Raw genomic sequence first — 17733 nt, 5'->3', positions numbered from 1 at the left:
AACACCTCAACCCGGCGCCGCGCCGGGCGCCCGCTTCATCGCCTCGCGGCTGTCGCGATCAAGCCGGCGCAGCATCTTGTGCACGCCGCGCTTCCGGCGATGGAAATCGGCAAGCTCGGGCCTGGTCGGCTCGCTCAACCGCCCGAGCGCCGACATGCCGGCCATCGCCGCATTGATCGAATTGTGCGCACCGCTGGCGACAGCGCCGAGCATGGCGGCGCCGAGCAAGACGGGTTCTTGCGTCTGCGGGAGCGCCACCACATAGCCGGTGGTGTCGGCCATGATCTGGCGCACCAGCGGGCTGCGGCTCGCGCCGCCGCCGATCACGATGGTCTTGCCAGTGACGCCGTGGGCCTGCAGCGCCTCGATGACATCGGCAAGGCCATAGGCCAGCCCGCACAGGCCGGCGATGAACAGCCGCTCCAGCGCCGACACATCGGTGTCGAGATCGAGCCCCGCGATCACGGCGCGCGAGCCCGGATCGGCATAGGGCGAACGATTGCCGAGGAATTCCGGCAGGACATGAACGTTGCGCGCGAGCAGCGCGGCCGCGCCGGCATTGCCGCTGCGCGCCAGGATGCGCTTCTCAAGGTACTCGATGACATCGACGCCGTCGTTCTTCGCAGCCAGCAAGACCTCGGCATGCGCCGGATGCGATTTGAGCAGATGATCGATCGCGGCACCCGCCGCCGATTGACCGCCCTCGTTCAGCCAGAAGCCCGGCACCATGCCTTCGAAATAAGGGCCCCAGACCCCGGGCACGAAGCAAGGATCGACGGTGGTCGCCATGATGCAGGCCGACGTCCCCATGATGTAGGCCAATCGCTGGCAGACATCGACGTCGGCGCCGGACCCGTCACGGCCGCCGATCGCGCCGACGCCGCCGGCGTGGGCGTCGATCAGCGAGGCGCCGACCGCAGTTCCCGGCGCAAGGCCAAGATCGCGCGCGGCATCTTCCGACAAGCCGCGGCCGAGCGGCGAGCCGGGCGGGACGATCTCGGTACCGATGCGGGCAAAGCGATCGGCGGCGAGCGCCTCCAACCCGACGCGCTTCAGGAACGATTCGCTCCAGCCGCCCTCACCGGCCACATAGGTCCATTTGCACGTGACCGTGCAGGTCGAGCGCGCCAGTGAGCCGGAGGCGCGGAACGAAAGATAGTCGGCGAGATCAAAGAAGTGCCCGGCGGCCTCGAAGGTCGCCGGCAGATGCCGCTTCAGCCAGAGGATCTTCGGGATCTCCATCTCCGGCGAGATGGCGCCGCCGACATAACGCAGCACGCGGTCGCCGGTCGCGTTGACGAATTCGGTCTCATCGATCGCGCGGTGGTCCATCCAGACCACGACATTGCGCGCGGGATCGCCGGACGGGCTGACGGTGAGCGGCCGGCCTTCCCTGTCGAGCACGACCAGCGAGCAGGTCGCGTCAAAGCCGATGCCCTTGACCTGCTCGGCCCCGACCGCGGCCTCGCGCATCGCGTTACGCACGGACGTCACGCAGGCCGCCCAGATGTCATCGGACGATTGCTCGACGATATCGCCGGGCTCGTGCCAGACCCGGATCGGATGCCGGGCCGAACCCAATAGCTTTCCGGCCTCGTCGAATACCCCCGCCCGGGCGCTGGTGCTCCCGACGTCCACCCCGATATAGGCTTGCCGCATGGCCGCTCCGTTATTTCCGGCGCGATCCTACCAGCAAGTGTAGCCGCCATCGACCAGAACGATGCTTCCGGTCATCAGGCTCGCCGCCTCGGAGGCCAGGAACAGCACCACGGAGGCGATCTCGTCGACCTGCCCCATCCGCGCCATCGGGGTTCCACCGATCCAGGCGTCGTACATCCGGGGGCTGTTCTTCACAAAGGCGTTCAGCGGCGTCTCGATATAGGTCGGCGCCACGGCGTTGACGCGAACCCCGCGCGCGCCCCATTCGGCGGCGAGCGATTTGGTCAAATGATGTACCGCGGCCTTGGAGGCATTGTAGAAGCACTGCTCCTGCGGCTTGTTGACGATGAAGCCGGACATCGAGCCGACATTGACAATGGTGCCGGACTTCGCCTTCAGCATGTGGTTGCCGAACGCGCGGCAGCACCAGAAGGTGCCGTTCAGATTGACGTCGATGACGTTGAGCCAATGCTCGTCGGTCACGGTCTCGGCCGGCGTCTCGCTGCGCGCGATGCCGGCATTGTTGACGAGGATATCGACCTTGCCGTAGTTGCGGATCAGCTCGTCGGCGACGGCCGAGACGCGCCCGGAATCCGTCACGTCCATCAGCGCGATATCGGCGTCGAAGCCCTTGGCCTTCAGCGCCGCCTGCGCGTCATGGGCCGCCTTGGCATCGCGGTCGCCGATGATGACCTTGGCGCCGGCTTCCGCCAGCGCCTCGGCACATGCGAGCCCGATGCCCTGACCGGCGCCGGTGATGATGGCGGTCTTGCCGCCGAGCCTGAATTTCTCGAGATACATTTTCTTCTTCCTTTGCCTAGAGCCTGCATTTTCGCGGGCGTGCCGCCCCGGCCAGAGCGAGATCAACTGCGGCGACCATCCATGCTCTACGCGTGGATCGATTTGCCGCTGTCGTCGAAACGATGGATGCGCGCCGGATCCGGGATCAGCGACACCTTGTCGCCGGGATGCAGGTCGAGCTCGCCGACATAGCGCGCGGTCAGCGTTCCCAATGCCGCAGCGTCGACATAGAGAAAGGTATCGCTGCCGAGATGCTCGGCGACCGCGACCGTACCGTGCCAGCCGCCCTGCCCGTCGCGCTCGACCTTCAAATGCTCGGGCCGCACGCCGATGGTCGCAGCGCCCTGCTGCCTGGCGAGCTCACCAGTGACGAAATTCATCTTCGGCGAGCCGATGAAGCCGGCGACGAACAGGTTGTTAGGCTTCTCGTAGAGCTCGAGCGGCGAACCGTATTGCTCGATCTTGCCGCCGTTCAGCACCACGATCTTGTCGGCCATGGTCATGGCCTCGACCTGGTCGTGGGTGACGTAGATCGCCGTGGTGCCGAGCTGTTTCTGCAACCGCGTCACCTCGAGCCGCATCTGCACCCGCAGCGCGGCGTCGAGGTTGGACAGCGGCTCGTCGAACAGGAACGCCTTCGGCTCGCGCACGATGGCACGGCCGATCGCGACCCGCTGGCGCTGGCCGCCGGAGAGCTCGCGCGGCTTGCGGTCAAGATAGGGCGTCAGGTTGAGCGTCGCCGCAGCAGCCTCGACCTTGCGGTTGATCTCGTCCTTGGCGATCCCGGCCATCTTCAGGCCGAACGCGATGTTGCCGCGCACGCTCATATGCGGATAGAGCGCGTAGGACTGGAACACCATCGACAGCCCGCGTTTGGCCGGCGGCACGTCGACCACGTTGCGTCCGTCGATCAGGATGGCGCCGCCGGTGACATCCTCGAGCCCCGCGATCAACCGCAGCAGCGTGGTCTTGCCGCAGCCCGACGGACCGACGAAGACGACGAAGGAACCGTCAGAGATCTCGAGGTCGGCGCCCTTGATGATGTGGACCGGCCCGAACGACTTTTGCACACCCTGCAGCGTAATCTGACCCATGGGACAAGCCTTTCTGCTACTTGACCGCGCCGAAGGTCAGGCCGCGGACGAGTTGCCGCTGACTGAACCAGCCGAGCACGAGAATGGGCGCGATCGCGAGCGTCGACGCCGCCGACAATTTCGCCCAGAACAATCCTTCCGGGCTGGAATAGGATGCGATGAACACGGTGAGCGGCGCGGCCTCAAGCGTCGACAAATTGAGGGTCCAGAACGCCTCATTCCACGCCAGGATCAGATTGAGCAGCAATGTCGAGGCCAGCCCCGGCACCGCCATTGGCGTCAGCACATAGATCAGCTCGCGCCCGATCGTGGCGCCGTCCATTCGCGCCGCCTCGAGAATGTCCTTCGGGATCTCCTTGAAATAGGTGAACAGCATCCAGATCACGATCGGCAGATTGCCGAGGCACAGGATGAAGATCAGGCCAGTTCGGGTATCGAGCAGGCCGAAATTCCGATAGATCAGGTAGATCGGCACCAGCACGCCGACCGGCGGCATCATCTTGGTGGACAGCATCCAGAGCAAGACATCCTTGGTCCGCTTGGTCGGCGAGAACGCCATCGACCATGCCGCCGGGATCGCGATCAGCATCGCGATCAATGTCGAGCCGCCGGCGATGATGATCGAGTTGAGCGCGTGGTGGAGGTAGTCGCTGCGCTCCTGCACCGTGACGTAATTCTCCGTCGTCCAGTGGAAGAACAGGAACGACGGCGGGATCGCGAACGCCTCAAGCTCGGTCTTGAAGCTCGCCAGCACCATCCAGAGGATCGGGAAGAAGATCAGGAAGCCGACCAGCCAGGCTGCCGCCGTCGAGATCACCTTGTTCCGGGTCGTGACCATCCGCGCCATGACGTTACGCCTCCAGGTTCCGGCCGACGATACGAACGAGGAAGAACGCGACGATGTTGGCGAGCACCACCGCGACCAGACCGCCCGCCGACGCGCTGCCGACGTCGTACTGGATCAGCGCCTGCGAATAGATCAGGAAGGCGATGTTGGTGGTCTGCAGGCCGGGGCCGCCGCCGGTGGTGACGAAGATCTCGGCGAACACCGTGAGCAGGAAGATGGTCTCGATCAGGATCACCACCGTGATCGGGCGCGCCAGATGCGGCAGCGTGATGTAGATGAAGGTCGAGATCGCGCTCGCGCCGTCCATCTCGGCCGCCTCCTTCTGCTCCTCGTCGAGCGATTGCAGCGCGGTGAGCAGGATCAGGGTCGCGAACGGCAGCCATTGCCAGGAGATGATCAGGATCACCGAGAACAGCGGCGCATCGTTGAACCAGTCGATCGCCGGCAACCCGAACAGATGCGCGATCCAGGCGAAAAGTCCAGATACCGGATGCATCAAGAGGTTCTTCCAGACCAGCGCGCTCACCGTCGGCATCACGAAGAACGGCGCGATCACCATCAGCCGGACGATCGAAAGCCCGACCACCTGCTGATCGAGCAGCAGCGCCAGCGGCACGCCGAGGATGATCGTAATCGCGAGCACCGAGCCGACCAGCACCAGGGTGTTCTGCAGCGAGGCGAGGAAGGCCGGATCGGTGAGGAAGTAGCGGAAGTTCTCCATCCCGACGAAGGATTCGGAGCCGGGATCGAGCAGATTGTAGTGCAGGGTCGCGAAGTAGATCGTGAGCGCCAGCGGCACGATCATCCAGATGAACAGCAGCGCCACGGCGGGCGTGAGCAGCGTGCGTGCTAGCAGTTGGGTCTGCTGGGTCGCCATCCCCGCCTCCTTCTTTGGGAAAGGAGCGACCATCCCGCTGCGGGACAGGATGGTCGCAAGTAGCCCAGCTCGGGAGGTTGGAGCTGGTCGGGCGGCCAGGGCGCGTGCTGCGCCCCGGCTTCATCTCGGCGTTGTTTACTTGATGTAGCCCGCGCGCTTCATTTCGCGCTCGGTCGCGGACTGCGCGGCGGCGAGCGCAGCGTCGACGGTCGTCGAACCGGAGAGCGCGGCCGAGAATTGCTGGCCGACCTGGGTGCCGATGCCCTGGAATTCAGGAATCGCCGCATACTGCACGCCCACGTAAGGCACCGGCTTGACGGTCGGATGGCTGGGGTCAGCCGCATCGATCGAGGCAAGCGTCATCTTGGCGAACGGTGCCGCCTTCAGATAGTCGGGATTCTTGTAGAGCGAGGTGCGCGTTCCGGGAGGTGCGGCGGCCCAGCCCTGCTTGTCCGCGACGAGCTTGGTGTAATCCTTGCTGGTCGCCCAGGCGATGAACTTCTCGGCCGCCTCGACCTTCTTCGAGCCGGCGGGGATCGCGAGGCTCCATGCCCACAGCCAGTTGGCGTTCTTGCCGAGCCCGGTGTTCGGGGCCAGCGCGAAGCCGACCTTGTCGGCAACCTTGGAATCCTTCGGATTGGTCACCATGGACGCCGCCACCGTGGCGTCGATCCACATCGCGCATTTGCCGGCGCTGAACAGCGCGAGGTTCTCGTTGAAGCCGTTGGACGAGGCGCCGGGAGGTCCGGCCTGCTTCATCAGGTCGACATAGGTCGTCAGCGTCTTCTTCCATTCCGGCGAATTGAACTGCGGCTCCCACTTCTCGTCGAACCAACGCGCGCCGAACGAGTTGGACATCGCGGTCAGGAACGCCATGTTCTCGCCCCAGCCGGCCTTGCCGCGCAGGCAGATGCCGTAGACGCCGCCCGACTTGTCGGTCAGCTTCCTGGCGGCATCGACCACGAAGTCCCAGGTCGGGCTTTCCGGCATCTTCAGGCCGGCCTTGTCGAACAGGTCGGTGCGATACATCACCATCGAGCTCTCGCCGTAGAACGGCGCGGCGTAGAGCTTGCCGTCGACCGAGACGGCATCCTTGATCTTCGGCAGCAGGTCGCCAACGTCGTAGTCGGCGCCGAGCTTGTCGAGCGGCACCAGCCAGCTCTTCTTGGCCCAGATCGGCACCTCGTAGGTGCCGATGGTGAGCACGTCGAACTGGCCGCCCTTGGTGGCGATGTCGGTGGTCACGCGCTGGCGCAGCACGTTCTCTTCCAGCGTCACCCATTTGACCGTGATGTCCGGATTCTTCGCGGTGAACTCGCTGGTGAGCCCCTGCATGCGGATCATGTCGCTGTTGTTGACGGTCGCGACCGTCAACGTGGTCTGGGCGATCGAGGGGGCAGAGATCAAAAGACTGGCCGCGCCCACAACGGCGCAAAGGACGTTTTTCAAGGTGACCTCCCTTATGTCACGTTGAGCATATGCCCACGTGTTGAGCGTATGTTCATCCCGTCGTTAAAATTTGTCAAGCACGCGGAGACGCCGTCTCGCGCGATTGCGGGTTCCACCACAGCCTGGGATGGCGGTTTTCGCGGAGGGGGAGCGGCTAGCGCCGAGAACGCGGATTGATCTCGCAACCGCAACGGGACTGCGCTCCCTCGCCCCGTTCTTACGGGGAGAGGGTTGGGGTGAGGGGCTCACTCCGCGGATACGAAACCAGAGGAATACGTGGGGACTCCCCCTCACCCGGAATGCATCTAGCGATGCATTCCGGCCTCTCCCCGCACGCGGGGCGAGGCGAAGTGCGGCACGTTTCTCGACTCGATTGTCGCGGCCTAGCGATCCAGCACCGCGCGTGCGGTGGCCTCGTCCGTGATGAGGCCGTTGATCACCCGGCCCGCCAGCGCGGCCTTGATCGACGGCACCTTGGCGGCGCCGACGGCCGCGGCGATCGTGGTCGATACCGCGGGGATCTGCGGCGGAATGCTGGTGAGGCGCTTGTTGGTGCCGCCCTTGATCAGTTTGCCCTTGACGTCATAGGCCCAGCCGGTCACCTCGCCGACCGCGCCGAGCCGCATCATCTCCAGCAATTCCTCGCGGGTGACGAAGCCGTCGACATGGACCTGGGCCTTCTGGTCCATCTGGCCGATGCCGATCAGGCGCAGATCGGCCTTGGCGGCGACCGCCCTCACCCGCGCGATCGGATCGATCCGGATCATGCGGTTGCGCTCGTCCTCGCTCGACATCAGGAACGGCAGCGGCATCGGGTAGTGGCGTGCACCGGTGCGATCGGCGAGCCGTCCGACCGTGTCGTAGAAGCTTGCCGAGCCGTCCGCCGAGATGTTGCCGACCAGCGAGACGATCTGGTGGTCGGGCCGCTCGATCGGCGAGACCCGCTCGACCGCGGCGCGCACCGCGCGACCGGTGCCGAGCGCCACGATGACAGGCGTCTCCGAGCGCAGCGTCAGCTCCAGCAGATTGGCGCTGCGCTCGGCGATCCCGGCATTCGACAGCGGCGCCGCCGGATCCGATGGCACGACGTCGCAATGCACCAGATCGAACCGCTCCTTCAGCCGCGATGCGAGCTCCATGCAGGCCGCAATGGGGTGCTCGAGACGAAACGTGATCAACCGCTCGGCAAGACACAGCGAAACCAGGCGCTGCGCCGAGGCGCGCGATACCTGCAGCATTTTTGCAATTTCGTCCTGGGTGTGGCCCGCGATGAAGTACAGCCAGCCGGCGCGCGCCGCATCGTCGAGGCGAGACTTTTCGTTGTCGGGCGCAGCCATGATCTTGCGTCAGCCTTCGTTCCAGAAATCCGTCATCGCGGCGAAGATTCGATCCGCCCCCGCCTGCTTCAGCAGAGCACTGCCGTCCGCCAGCCGATAGTGGGAGCCGCCGACAAATCCCCACACTTTCATGCCCGCGGCCTTCGCCGCCATCACCCCGCTGACGCTATCCTCGATGACCAGCGTGCGGCGCGGATCGGCTCTCATTCTGCCGGCGGCAAACAGAAAGAGATCCGGCGCCGGCTTGCCGTGCTCGACCATCTGCGCGGTGTAGAGCCGCGGCCCGAAGCGCGACGCAAGACCGGTCAGCTCCAGCGAATACTTCACCCGCTCGAGATCACTCGATGAGGCGACACAATACGGCAGGTGCAATTCCGCGAGCACGGCGGCGATGCCGGCAATCGGCTTGAGCTGCGAACGGAAGGTCTCGCGGACCTGCTGCGCCAATTCGGGCAGGAACGTCGCAGGCAACGGCTTGCCCACGCCCCGGCAATAGTCCACCAGGGCCGTGGTGCTGCGCCCGAGGAAGAGTTCGAGCGCCCGCTCGGTGCTCATCTCGATGCCGGCCTTCACCATCGCCTCGGCGAGGCAGCGACAGCTCAATTCTTCGCTGTCGACGAGCACGCCGTCACAGTCGAAGATGACCAGATCGGTCTCGGGAAGCTGCGGATCCATCCCGGCATGAGATCATATGCTCACACGATGAGCAATAGATCACAGCTCGCGCGCGGAATGCCGCGCCTCAAATGGTCGCGGTGCACCGCCAACCATGCTGTGCGACAAGGCGAAATGCCGCATGACACACCTCTGATCGCGACCGTCGTCGCGGGTCTTGGATTAGCCTTCGTCTTCGGAACCATCGCCCAGCGCTTTCGGGTTCCGCCACTCGTCGGTTATCTGCTCGCGGGCGTCGCCGCGGGTCCGTTCACGCCGGGCTTCGTCGCAGATCAGGCGCTGGCAACCGAGCTCGCGGAGCTCGGCATCATTCTCCTGATGTTCGGCGTCGGCCTGCATTTCTCGCTGAACGACCTGCTGTCGGTGCGCGCGATCGCGGTGCCCGGCGCCATTGCGCAGATTGCGGTCGCCACGCTGTTGGGCCTCGGCCTCGCGCTGTTGATGGGCTGGACCGTCGGCGCCGGGCTGGTGTTCGGGCTCGCGCTGTCGGTCGCAAGTACCGTCGTGCTGTTGCGCGCGCTGCAGGAGCGCCGCCTGATGGACACCGAACGCGGCAAGATCGCGGTCGGCTGGCTGATCGTCGAGGACCTCGCCATGGTGCTCGCGCTGGTGCTGTTCCCGGCGGTGGCGAGCTTCCAGGGCGGTGATGGCGCTGTGCTCGTCTCCGACCCGCTCGCCACCCGCTTCGGCCTCGGGCTGACCGGCGTGCTGGTGCTGACGCTGATCAAGATCGCCGTGTTCATCGCGCTGATGCTGGTGGTCGGACGCCGGCTGATCCCGTGGGCCCTGCACTACATCGCGCATACCGGGTCGCGCGAGCTGTTCCGGCTGGCCGTGCTCGCGATCGCGCTCTGCATCGCGTTCGGCGCGACCAAGCTGTTCGGGGTGTCGCTGGCGCTCGGCGCCTTCTTTGCCGGGATGATGCTGCGGGAATCGCCGCTGAGCCAGCGCGCCGCCCAGGAAACCCTGCCGCTGCGCGACGCATTCGCGGTGCTGTTCTTCGTCTCGGTCGGCATGCTGTTCGATCCGCTCAGCGTGGTGCGCGAACCCTGGCCGTTTCTCGCGACGCTGTTCGTGATCATGGTCGGCAAGTCGCTCGCCGCGCTCTTGATCGTTCTGCTGTTCCGTCACCCGATGGCGACCGCCCTGATGATCTCGGCGAGCCTCGCCCAGATCGGCGAATTCTCCTTCATCCTCGCGGAGCTCGGCGTTGCCCTCAACCTGCTGCCGAAGGCCGGCCGCGACCTGATCCTGGCCGGCGCGATCTTCTCGATCATGCTCAACCCGCTGGTGTTCGCGGTGGTCGACTGGCTGACCTCGCGGCTCGAGAAGCCGCAGGCTTCCTCGCCAACCGTTGCAACCGCTGAACCGATCCCGATCACCGACTTGCAGGATCACACCATCCTGGTCGGCTACGGCCGGGTCGGCAGCATCGTCGGCGATGCGCTGCATCAGCGCAACGCGCCGTTCCTCGCGGTCGAGGCGTCCGACGACATGGTCGCAAAGCTCAGGCAGCGCGGCATCGAAGCCCTGATGGGCAACGCCGCCCGCGCCAGCGTGCTGCGCGCGACCAATCCGGCCGGCGCACGCTCGCTGGTGATCGCCATTCCCGAGGCGTTCGAGGCCGGACAGATCGTCGAGCAGGCGCGCGCGGCGAATGCCGACATCCAGATCATCGCGCGGGCGCATTCCGACGCCGAGGTCGATCATCTGACGAGCCTCGGGGCCGACATCGTGATCATGGGCGAGCGCGAGATTGCCCGCGGCATGATCGAGGAGCTCGACCGCAGACACTCTGGTGTGGTCACGCAAAATGCTGCGAGCGCAAGGGAAGATTCCGCAGCCTGAGGTAATGGCGCCCGCTGCGCGATGAAAGGAGATCAGGACATGGCGTTCAAGAGCCCGCACGTTTCGCTGGTGTCGTTCTCGATCGAGCTCGGCGCCGAGGCCACGACCAATGTGATGCAGATCGAGACCGATTTGCATCTGAACACCCGTCATCCGAGCTATGACGCCGCGGCGATCGAGCGTCTGGTGTGCGACGCGCAGTCCTATCTCGCCGGCAACGCCGACCAGATCACGCAAATCCGGCTGGTCTCCAACCGCAGCGGCCAGACCTGACGACATCAACCGCCGAGGAATGCCGGCGCCAGATCTTCCTGCACGATGATGTTGGCGGCTTCCGTCGTCAGCTCGCTACCGACAAGGTCCAGATTTTTCGCGGCCTCGAACAGCATCGCGCGGACGTCGTCCGGCGTCAGCACGCCCTTTGCGATCAGCTTGCGCACCAGCGCCTGCAAAATCAGAACGTCGATCTCGCCATGAGCCAGCGGCGTCGGCTTGTCCGTCATGATGGTCTCCCGGGACTGCGGCTCGCCGCAAGCGAGGCGGCTAGCGCGGCGATGACGCGATATTCTTGTGCAATTCTTCGAACGCGCGGCGCAGACCGTGCAGCTGGTCGACCAGATGGAGGATGACGTCGATCCCCTCATCGTTGACGCCGAAGTCACCCTTCAGATCCCGGATCAGATGCGCGCGCGCGACGTCTGTGTCGGAAAAGCTGATCTCGTGCGTGGTCTCGTCCGGAACGAGCCATTGCTGCTCGATCCAGAACTCCAGGGTCTGCACCTCCAGACCCGCATCGATGAGGAACTGCTGCTTGTTCATGATGCACCATCATCGCGTGGATTGAATCCCTTGCGATCCCAGCTCGACACGAACGCCTCGAGCGCGGGATCGGGTCCCTTGGGCAGGACCACCCTGAGCTTGACGAACTCATCGCCATGACCGCCGCCGACCTTGGGCGCGCCCTTGCCGCGCAACCGCAGCGTCGTGCCGGTGTTCGAGCCCTTCGGAACCGTCATGGTGACCGCGCCGGTCGGGGTTGGAACGTTGACCTTGCCGCCGAGCACAGCCTCCGACAACGAGATCGGCAATTCCAGCGAGATGTCGTCGCCCTCGCGGGTGAAGCGCGGATCGGGCCTGATCTCCACTTCGATCAGCGCGTCGCCAGGGCCGCCCTTGCCGGTGCCGGGCATGCCCTTGCCGCGCAGACGAATGACCTGGCCGTCGATCAGTCCCGGCGGGATCGTCACATCGAGCGTGCCGCCATCGGGAAGCGTCAGGCGCTTGCTCGCGCCGGCGATCGCTTCGGCGAAATCGATCACGAGGCTGTAGTGCAGGTCGCGGCCGCGCCGGTTCGCACGCGCCTGCTCGGTGCGCCGAAGCAACTCGGCAAACGCGTCGTCCTGGTCCATATAGTCGGCATAGCCCGAACTATCGGCATAGGGATGCCCGCCATCCGCGGTGGCGAAATCCCGGTAGTAGCGATGCTGCGGCCGCTCGGTGCCATCGGCGTCGATCTCGCCGGCGTCGAAGCGCTTGCGCTTGTCGGCATCGCTGAGCAGATCGTTCGCCGCAGCGACTTCCTTGAATTTCTCTTCGGCCGCCTTGTCACCCGGATTGAGATCCGGATGCAGCTTCTTCGCCAGCTTTCGATAGGCCTTCTGGATATCGACTGAAGACGCCGTCGGGGCAACGCCAAGAACCTCGTACGGATTTCTCACAACCTGCTCCGCAACACCGTGAGTGCACCTGCAATCATGAGGGCGCAAAAGCAGGCGATTTGCAAGTGCGCTCGCACGTCGCCCTGCAACGGGCGACGCAGCCTGCGCTCAGATCGCGGGCGCTATGAGGTATGTCCGGGATCGAGATAGTTCGGCATGTTCTTCTTCTGCTGCGGCGTCATCCTGGCGGGATCCGGCTTGCCCGGCACGCCCCGCGGACCGAGCAGGGCTCGCTGCATGTCGTCCTCGCTCAGGCGTGGCTTGCCGTCGTCAAGCTGTCCGCTACCACCGTGACTCTGTGCCATGACCGACCTCCAGTGATGATCGCTTGCGCGCGGGCGGAAGAGAGAACGCGCTCCGCCGAAACGAGCCGGCGGAGCGCGATCTTACCTCAGTGTTGCTCCTGGCGCTTCTCCTCCGCGGGATGCCCCCCGGCAGGCGCAGCATGCGGCGGCGCCTGAACGTGGGGCGGCGCCTGAACGTGCGGCGCGGCCTGGACGTGTGGCTCCGGCCGGGCCGCCGGCTCCGGTCGTGGTTCAGGGCGTGCTGCCTGCTCCGGCCGCGCGACGGGCTTTGCGGCAGGCTCGAGCCGCGGCTCCGCCTTGCGTACCTCTTCGGGCCGCCGCTCCGGTGCGGCAGGCCGCGCCGCTTCCGTTGCAGGCCGCGGTTCAGCCTTCGGCTCGGCGGCAGGCGCAGCGCGCTTCTCCTCGACCGCAGGCTTGTTCACCTCAGCGGGCGGATGCGCGGCCACGCCCTTCTCGGGGACTGGAAGCGCGTGCGCTCCGGCAGCCGCCGGCGCAGCAGGGTGCGGCTCAACCTTGGTCTCGGGAGCGGGAGCTGCGCGCTTCTCCTCGGCCGCGGGCTTGGTCTCCTGAGCCGTCGGATGCGCCGCCGGAAGCTCCTTCCCTGGGACCGGGAGCGCGTGCGAGTCAGCCGGTGTCGTCGCAGGTGCAGCCGCAGTTCCCGGCCGCGCCGGCTCCGCTGCCGCCGGCTTGGCGGCGTTGGCCGGCACCGCCTCGCCGGCCGGCCGTGCGCGGACCACGCCCGGTCCCTTCAACTCGCCGGGACGCGCCGTTGCGGCGACCGCGGGCACGCCATTGTTGGCCCGCTTGAACAGGCTCGGATCCTGGCTTGCGGTCTCGACCTGCTTGCGTTGCAACGGCGTCGCGGCGAAGTGCTGCTCCTTGGCGATCGTACGTTCGGCGGGAGTCGGTCGCACCTCGATGCCGCCGCGGCCGCCATTGTAGCTGACGTTGTTGATGGTGGTCTGATTGATCGTGACGTTCTTCTCGTAGACGTTGGTGATCCGCGCGCCTTCCAGATTGTTCACGGTGCGATTGTAGAAGAAATTGCCGCGATCCCAGCGGCCGCCTTCGTAGCCTGAACCACCATAGCCGAATCCGTAGTTGATGCCGCCGTAGAAGCCGACGCGATCACCCCAATAGCCCTGATGGAAAATGAAGCCGCCGCCGAACGCGCCCCAGTATCCGGGAGTCCACAGCAGCCCGACGCGCGGCGGCTGCACCCAGGTGCCCGGCACCCAGTAGTAATCGCCGCGATCCTCGTCCCACGACCAATTGCCCGGCGACCACATGTAGCCGGGCCCGGGCACCGGCGGCTGATCGTAGGTCGGCAACGGCGGCGGCGCGGCCTCGACGGCAGAGACCGGCGCGCATGCCGCATCCTGCGCGATTGCCGGCACGGCGGTCGCATAGAACAGCGCCGTGGCAATCGCTGCACACGACGTGGTCGCAAGGAGACGAGTGGTCATTGGGAGCCTCTTCGATGAGCACGTTCAACGTGAGAACCGGAACAAAAGTTCCGAGCGTCGGCAACGCACCGACACACTTCATCGCTAGCGCCCTGACCTTACATCAACCTGAAACAGCGCCAAACGCATCACGCAGCTATTCATCGACGGTTCAGGGTGTGTAGTGACTCATCATCGCGCGATTCATTGGAACACTGCGCGACGCACGTCTGCATCATCGCGTGCACTACACGAGGTGCGAGATCGCCGTTACCGAAATCTCGAGCATGACTTCGGCTCTCGCACGATTGCAACCATCCGGGATCGTCGCGCCGCTCATTTCGCAAGCATCACGATCAGCCGAGCCGCCATCGGCGTGATGCCGAACCCCGATTTGTCGGTGCGTCCGTGGCAGTGGCACCGGATGAGTGCCAGAAGCGAACACCGCAACACCTCGAAAGCGGTATGCCGGCGGCCGCGCTCCGCGATTGACACACCCCTGAAACGACCACACGATACGAGCAGCGGTGGCGTCAGGCCCGCGGTTCTCGGCCCGGCACGATTGGACGCCTGACGCTTGATGGATGTCATCGTTCCGCCATCTGTCGCCGGCGGCAATGCGTGGCATGACTTGATCTCGACGAGCCTGTGCTGCCTTGAGGTGCCACCATGAACATTGAAAAATATACCGATCGCGTCCGCGGCTTCGTTCAGTCGGCACAATCGCTCGCGATGCGCGAGGGGCACCAGCAGTTTTCGACGCTCCATATCCTGAAGGTGCTGCTCGATGACCCTGAAGGCCTCGCGGCCGGCCTGATCGACCGTGCCGGCGGCAACTCGCGCGCGATCCTCAAGGCGACCGAAGACGCGCTGGCAAAGGTGCCGAAGGTCAGCGGCGCCGGCTCCGGACAGATTTACCTCGCGCCGGAGACAGCGCGCGCCTTCGCCGCGGCGGAACAGGCTGCCGATAAGGCCGGCGACAGCTTTGTCTCGGTCGAACGCCTGCTGCAGGCGCTCGCCGCCGACAAGGACAGCGACGCCGGCAAGCTGCTCGCCAAGGGCGGCGTCAATCCTCAGAACCTGAACGCGGCGATCAACGCGCTGCGCAAGGGCCGCACCGCCGACAGCGTGTCGGCCGAGAATGCCTATGACGCGCTGAAGAAATACGCCCGCGATCTCACCCAGGCTGCGCGCGACGGTAAGCTCGATCCGGTGATCGGTCGCGACGAGGAGATCCGCCGCACGATTCAGGTGCTGTCCCGCCGCACCAAGAACAATCCCGTCCTGATCGGTGAGCCCGGCGTCGGCAAGACCGCGATCGTCGAGGGCCTGGCGCTCCGCATCGTCAACGGCGACGTGCCGGAGAGCCTGCAGGACAAGGCGCTGCTCGCGCTCGACCTCGGCGCGCTGATCGCCGGCGCCAAGTATCGCGGCGAGTTCGAGGAACGGCTCAAGGCGGTGCTGCAGGAGGTGACGTCCGCCGAGGGCGGCATCATCCTGTTCATCGACGAGATGCACACGCTGATCGGCGCTGGCAAGGGCGACGGCGCGATGGACGCATCGAACCTGCTGAAACCCGCGCTCGCCCGCGGCGAGCTGCACTGCATCGGCGCCACCACGCTCGACGAATACCGCAAGCATGTCGAGAAGGACGCGGCGCTGGCCCGGCGGTTCCAGCCGGTGTTCGTCTCCGAGCCGACGGTCGAGGACACCATCTCGATCCTGCGCGGCCTCAAGGACAAATACGAGCAGCATCACGGCGTGCGCATCGCGGACTCGGCGCTGGTCGCGGCCGCGACGCTGTCGAACCGCTACATCACCGACCGCTTCCTGCCCGACAAGGCCATCGACCTGATGGACGAGGCCGCAGCGCGGCTGAAGATGCAGGTCGATTCCAAGCCTGAGGAGCTCGACTCGCTCGACCGCGAGATCATCCGCCTCAAGATCGAGCAGGAGGCGCTGAAGAAGGAGACCGATCTCGGCTCAAGGAGCCGCCTGCAAACCCTCGAAAAGGATCTCGTCGACCTCGAGAAGAAGTCGGCGGACATGACGTCGAGATGGCGGTCGGAGAAGAGCAAGCTCTCCGACGCGCAGAAGATGAAGGGCGAGCTCGAGCAGTTGCGCACCGAGCTTGCCAACGCGCAGCGCAAGGGCGAATTCCAGAAGGCGGGCGAGCTGGCCTATGGCCGCATTCCCGAACTCGAGAAGAAGCTCGCTGCGGTCGAGGCCAGCGAGACCTCGTCCGCCAGCGAGACCGTGACCGCCGACAATATCGCGGCTGTGGTATCTCGCTGGACCGGCGTCCCCGTCGACAAGATGCTGGAAGGCGAGAAGGACAAGCTGCTGCGCATGGAGGAGATGCTCGGCAAGCGCGTCGTCGGCCAGGCCGAGGCCGTGCGTGCGGTGTCGACCGCGGTGCGGCGCGCCCGCGCCGGGCTGCAGGATCCGAATCGGCCGATCGGCTCGTTCATGTTCCTAGGCCCCACCGGCGTCGGCAAGACCGAGCTCGCAAAAGCGCTCGCCGAATATCTGTTCGACGACGAGACCGCGATGATCCGGCTCGACATGTCCGAATACATGGAGAAGCACTCGGTCTCGCGGCTGATCGGCGCGCCGCCCGGCTATGTCGGTTATGACGAGGGCGGCGCACTGACCGAAGCCGTGAGGCGGCGGCCTTACCAGGTCGTGTTGTTCGACGAGATCGAGAAAGCGCATCCCGATGTCTTCAACGTGCTGCTGCAGGTGCTCGACGACGGCCGCCTCACCGACGGCCAGGGCCGCACCGTCGATTTCCGCAACACGCTGATCATCATGACCTCGAACATCGGCGCGGAGTACCTCGTCAATCAGCCCGAGGGCCAGAGCACCAGCGCGGTGCGCGAGCAGGTGATGAACATGGTGCGGGCGCATTTCCGTCCCGAGTTCCTCAACCGCATCGACGAGATCATCCTGTTCCACCGGCTGCAAAAGAGCGACATGGGCCGCATCGTCGAGATTCAGTTCGCGCGACTGCGCAAGCTGCTCGAGGATCGCAAGATCGAGCTCGAGCTCGATCCGAAGGCGCGCGACTGGCTGGCGGAGAAGGGCTGGGATCCGGCCTATGGCGCCCGTCCGTTGAAACGGGTGATCCAGCGCAGCGTGCAGGATCCGCTCGCCGAGATGATCCTCGCCGGCGACGTCCGCGACGGCTCGCAGGTGAAGCTCTCCGCCACCAAGGCCGGCCTCACCTTCAACGGCAAGAAGCCCGAGAACGCTGCCGCTGACGAATTCGAACCGGTGTGAGAGAAGCCCGGATTGTCAACGACGCGCCGTCATCGTCGCGTCGTCCGGGCGCTTCATATGCAAGCTGAATGAACAAGCTGACCTGCAACCAGGGAGAGCGCCATGACGCAGCAGAACATCAAGGACAACATGGAGGTCATCGGCGCCGACGGCGTGCATGTCGGCACCGTCGATCACGTGGAAGGCAACCGTATCAAGCTCAAGAAAAGCGAAAGCGACGGCTTCCACAAGGGCCATCACCACTATATCGAGCTCGGCTTCGTCGCCGGTGTCGAAGGCTCCAAGGTTCGGCTCTCAGCCAACGCCGCCATTGCCGTGACCCTCGAGGAGGAGAAGTCCGGCAAGCCGGTTGGTCCGTCCGCGGAAGCCTAGCAATCCGGGCTCTTGTAAAGGCTC

General features: G+C 65.4%; 17 protein-coding genes. 4 read left to right on the top strand and 13 right to left on the bottom strand.

What is annotated here, in order from left to right:
* Positions 1 to 6 precede the first annotated feature (6 nt).
* The 8 genes from ACE10Z_RS10915 to ACE10Z_RS10880 all read right to left on the bottom strand — a co-directional run bounded on the left by ACE10Z_RS10915 (position 7) and on the right by ACE10Z_RS10880 (position 8739).
* Complete coding sequence (locus ACE10Z_RS10915; protein ID WP_375787920.1) at positions 7 to 1659, bottom strand: FGGY-family carbohydrate kinase; 1653 nt, start codon at positions 1657 to 1659, stop codon at positions 7 to 9.
* Between the two features lie 27 nt (positions 1660 to 1686).
* On the bottom strand, positions 1687 to 2460 hold the full coding sequence (locus tag ACE10Z_RS10910) for an SDR family NAD(P)-dependent oxidoreductase (protein ID WP_375787919.1): 774 nt from the start codon (positions 2458 to 2460) through the stop codon (positions 1687 to 1689).
* Positions 2461 to 2546: 86 nt separating this feature from the next.
* On the bottom strand, positions 2547 to 3554 hold the full coding sequence (locus tag ACE10Z_RS10905) for an ABC transporter ATP-binding protein (RefSeq protein WP_375787918.1): 1008 nt from the start codon (positions 3552 to 3554) through the stop codon (positions 2547 to 2549).
* 16 nt (positions 3555 to 3570) lie between these two features.
* Positions 3571 to 4401, bottom strand: a complete 831-nt coding sequence (locus ACE10Z_RS10900) for a carbohydrate ABC transporter permease (protein WP_375787917.1) — start codon at positions 4399 to 4401, stop codon at positions 3571 to 3573.
* Positions 4402 to 4405: 4 nt separating this feature from the next.
* Positions 4406 to 5278 carry a carbohydrate ABC transporter permease gene (locus tag ACE10Z_RS10895; protein WP_375787916.1) on the bottom strand — a complete coding sequence of 291 codons (873 nt, stop codon included), beginning with the start codon at positions 5276 to 5278 and terminating at the stop codon, positions 4406 to 4408.
* A gap of 135 nt (positions 5279 to 5413) precedes the next feature.
* Positions 5414 to 6727: an ABC transporter substrate-binding protein gene (locus ACE10Z_RS10890; protein ID WP_375787915.1), complete on the bottom strand. Its 1314-nt coding sequence runs from the start codon at positions 6725 to 6727 to the stop codon at positions 5414 to 5416.
* 383 nt (positions 6728 to 7110) lie between these two features.
* On the bottom strand, positions 7111 to 8064 hold the full coding sequence (locus ACE10Z_RS10885; RefSeq protein WP_375787914.1) for a sugar-binding transcriptional regulator: 954 nt from the start codon (positions 8062 to 8064) through the stop codon (positions 7111 to 7113).
* A gap of 9 nt (positions 8065 to 8073) precedes the next feature.
* Positions 8074 to 8739 (bottom strand): HAD family hydrolase, encoded by a 666-nt coding sequence (locus ACE10Z_RS10880; protein ID WP_375787913.1) that lies wholly within the window; start codon positions 8737 to 8739, stop codon positions 8074 to 8076.
* Positions 8740 to 8853: 114 nt separating this feature from the next.
* Between ACE10Z_RS10880 and ybaL the strand changes: the two genes are divergently transcribed.
* A complete protein-coding gene (gene ybaL / locus ACE10Z_RS10875) occupies positions 8854 to 10587 on the top strand; it encodes a YbaL family putative K(+) efflux transporter (protein ID WP_375787912.1) in 1734 nt (577 codons plus the stop codon).
* A 39-nt stretch (positions 10588 to 10626) separates the two neighbouring features.
* Positions 10627 to 10860 (top strand): hypothetical protein, encoded by a 234-nt coding sequence (locus ACE10Z_RS10870; RefSeq protein ID WP_375787911.1) that lies wholly within the window; start codon positions 10627 to 10629, stop codon positions 10858 to 10860.
* 5 nt (positions 10861 to 10865) lie between these two features.
* Here the strand turns inward: ACE10Z_RS10870 and ACE10Z_RS10865 are convergent, their stop codons facing one another.
* The 5 genes from ACE10Z_RS10865 to ACE10Z_RS10845 all read right to left on the bottom strand — a co-directional run bounded on the left by ACE10Z_RS10865 (position 10866) and on the right by ACE10Z_RS10845 (position 14076).
* The gene (locus ACE10Z_RS10865) at positions 10866 to 11090 is read right to left on the bottom strand and encodes a hypothetical protein (RefSeq protein ID WP_021081495.1); all 225 of its coding nucleotides are present in this window, start codon (positions 11088 to 11090) and stop codon (positions 10866 to 10868) included.
* Between the two features lie 40 nt (positions 11091 to 11130).
* Positions 11131 to 11406, bottom strand: a complete 276-nt coding sequence (locus ACE10Z_RS10860; protein WP_375787910.1) for a chaperone modulator CbpM — start codon at positions 11404 to 11406, stop codon at positions 11131 to 11133.
* Positions 11403 to 12305: a DnaJ C-terminal domain-containing protein gene (locus ACE10Z_RS10855; protein WP_375787909.1), complete on the bottom strand. Its 903-nt coding sequence runs from the start codon at positions 12303 to 12305 to the stop codon at positions 11403 to 11405. Before ACE10Z_RS10855 ends, ACE10Z_RS10860 begins: the two co-directional genes overlap by 4 nt.
* 122 nt (positions 12306 to 12427) lie before the next feature.
* Positions 12428 to 12610: a hypothetical protein gene (locus ACE10Z_RS10850; RefSeq protein WP_092116659.1), complete on the bottom strand. Its 183-nt coding sequence runs from the start codon at positions 12608 to 12610 to the stop codon at positions 12428 to 12430.
* A gap of 86 nt (positions 12611 to 12696) precedes the next feature.
* Positions 12697 to 14076: a hypothetical protein gene (locus ACE10Z_RS10845; protein WP_375787908.1), complete on the bottom strand. Its 1380-nt coding sequence runs from the start codon at positions 14074 to 14076 to the stop codon at positions 12697 to 12699.
* 648 nt (positions 14077 to 14724) lie between these two features.
* Between ACE10Z_RS10845 and clpB the strand changes: the two genes are divergently transcribed.
* Positions 14725 to 17337, top strand: coding sequence for an ATP-dependent chaperone ClpB (gene clpB, locus ACE10Z_RS10840; RefSeq protein ID WP_375787907.1), 2613 nt, complete (start codon positions 14725 to 14727; stop codon positions 17335 to 17337).
* 102 nt (positions 17338 to 17439) lie between these two features.
* Positions 17440 to 17709: a DUF2171 domain-containing protein gene (locus ACE10Z_RS10835; RefSeq protein ID WP_050628119.1), complete on the top strand. Its 270-nt coding sequence runs from the start codon at positions 17440 to 17442 to the stop codon at positions 17707 to 17709.
* The last annotated feature ends 24 nt before the right edge of the window (positions 17710 to 17733 follow it).

Origin of the sequence: Bradyrhizobium sp. Pha-3 (genome assembly GCF_042258615.1) — a bacterium.
Lineage (GTDB): Bacteria > Pseudomonadota > Alphaproteobacteria > Rhizobiales > Xanthobacteraceae > Bradyrhizobium.
Note: the sequence above shows the minus strand (reverse complement) of the source record. Positions and strands in the feature narration are given on the sequence as shown.

Bases quoted from the DNA above. Each gene is read 5' to 3' on its own strand.
- clpB (WP_375787907.1), top strand. From the start codon at position 14,725: ATGAACATTGAAAAATATACCGATCGCGTCCGCGGCTTCGTTCAGTCG.
- ACE10Z_RS10895 (WP_375787916.1), bottom strand. From the start codon at position 5,278: ATGGCGACCCAGCAGACCCAACTGCTAGCACGCACGCTGCTCACGCCC.
- ACE10Z_RS10880 (WP_375787913.1), bottom strand. From the start codon at position 8,739: ATGGATCCGCAGCTTCCCGAGACCGATCTGGTCATCTTCGACTGTGAC.
- ACE10Z_RS10885 (WP_375787914.1), bottom strand. From the start codon at position 8,064: ATGGCTGCGCCCGACAACGAAAAGTCTCGCCTCGACGATGCGGCGCGC.
- ACE10Z_RS10905 (WP_375787918.1), bottom strand. From the start codon at position 3,554: ATGGGTCAGATTACGCTGCAGGGTGTGCAAAAGTCGTTCGGGCCGGTC.
- ACE10Z_RS10900 (WP_375787917.1), bottom strand. From the start codon at position 4,401: ATGGCGCGGATGGTCACGACCCGGAACAAGGTGATCTCGACGGCGGCA.
- ACE10Z_RS10915 (WP_375787920.1), bottom strand. From the start codon at position 1,659: ATGCGGCAAGCCTATATCGGGGTGGACGTCGGGAGCACCAGCGCCCGG.
- ACE10Z_RS10850 (WP_092116659.1), bottom strand. From the start codon at position 12,610: ATGGCACAGAGTCACGGTGGTAGCGGACAGCTTGACGACGGCAAGCCA.
- ACE10Z_RS10845 (WP_375787908.1), bottom strand. From the start codon at position 14,076: ATGACCACTCGTCTCCTTGCGACCACGTCGTGTGCAGCGATTGCCACG.
- ACE10Z_RS10870 (WP_375787911.1), top strand. From the start codon at position 10,627: ATGGCGTTCAAGAGCCCGCACGTTTCGCTGGTGTCGTTCTCGATCGAG.
- ACE10Z_RS10835 (WP_050628119.1), top strand. From the start codon at position 17,440: ATGACGCAGCAGAACATCAAGGACAACATGGAGGTCATCGGCGCCGAC.
- ACE10Z_RS10865 (WP_021081495.1), bottom strand. From the start codon at position 11,090: ATGACGGACAAGCCGACGCCGCTGGCTCATGGCGAGATCGACGTTCTG.
- ACE10Z_RS10860 (WP_375787910.1), bottom strand. From the start codon at position 11,406: ATGAACAAGCAGCAGTTCCTCATCGATGCGGGTCTGGAGGTGCAGACC.
- ybaL (WP_375787912.1), top strand. From the start codon at position 8,854: ATGCCGCATGACACACCTCTGATCGCGACCGTCGTCGCGGGTCTTGGA.
- ACE10Z_RS10910 (WP_375787919.1), bottom strand. From the start codon at position 2,460: ATGTATCTCGAGAAATTCAGGCTCGGCGGCAAGACCGCCATCATCACC.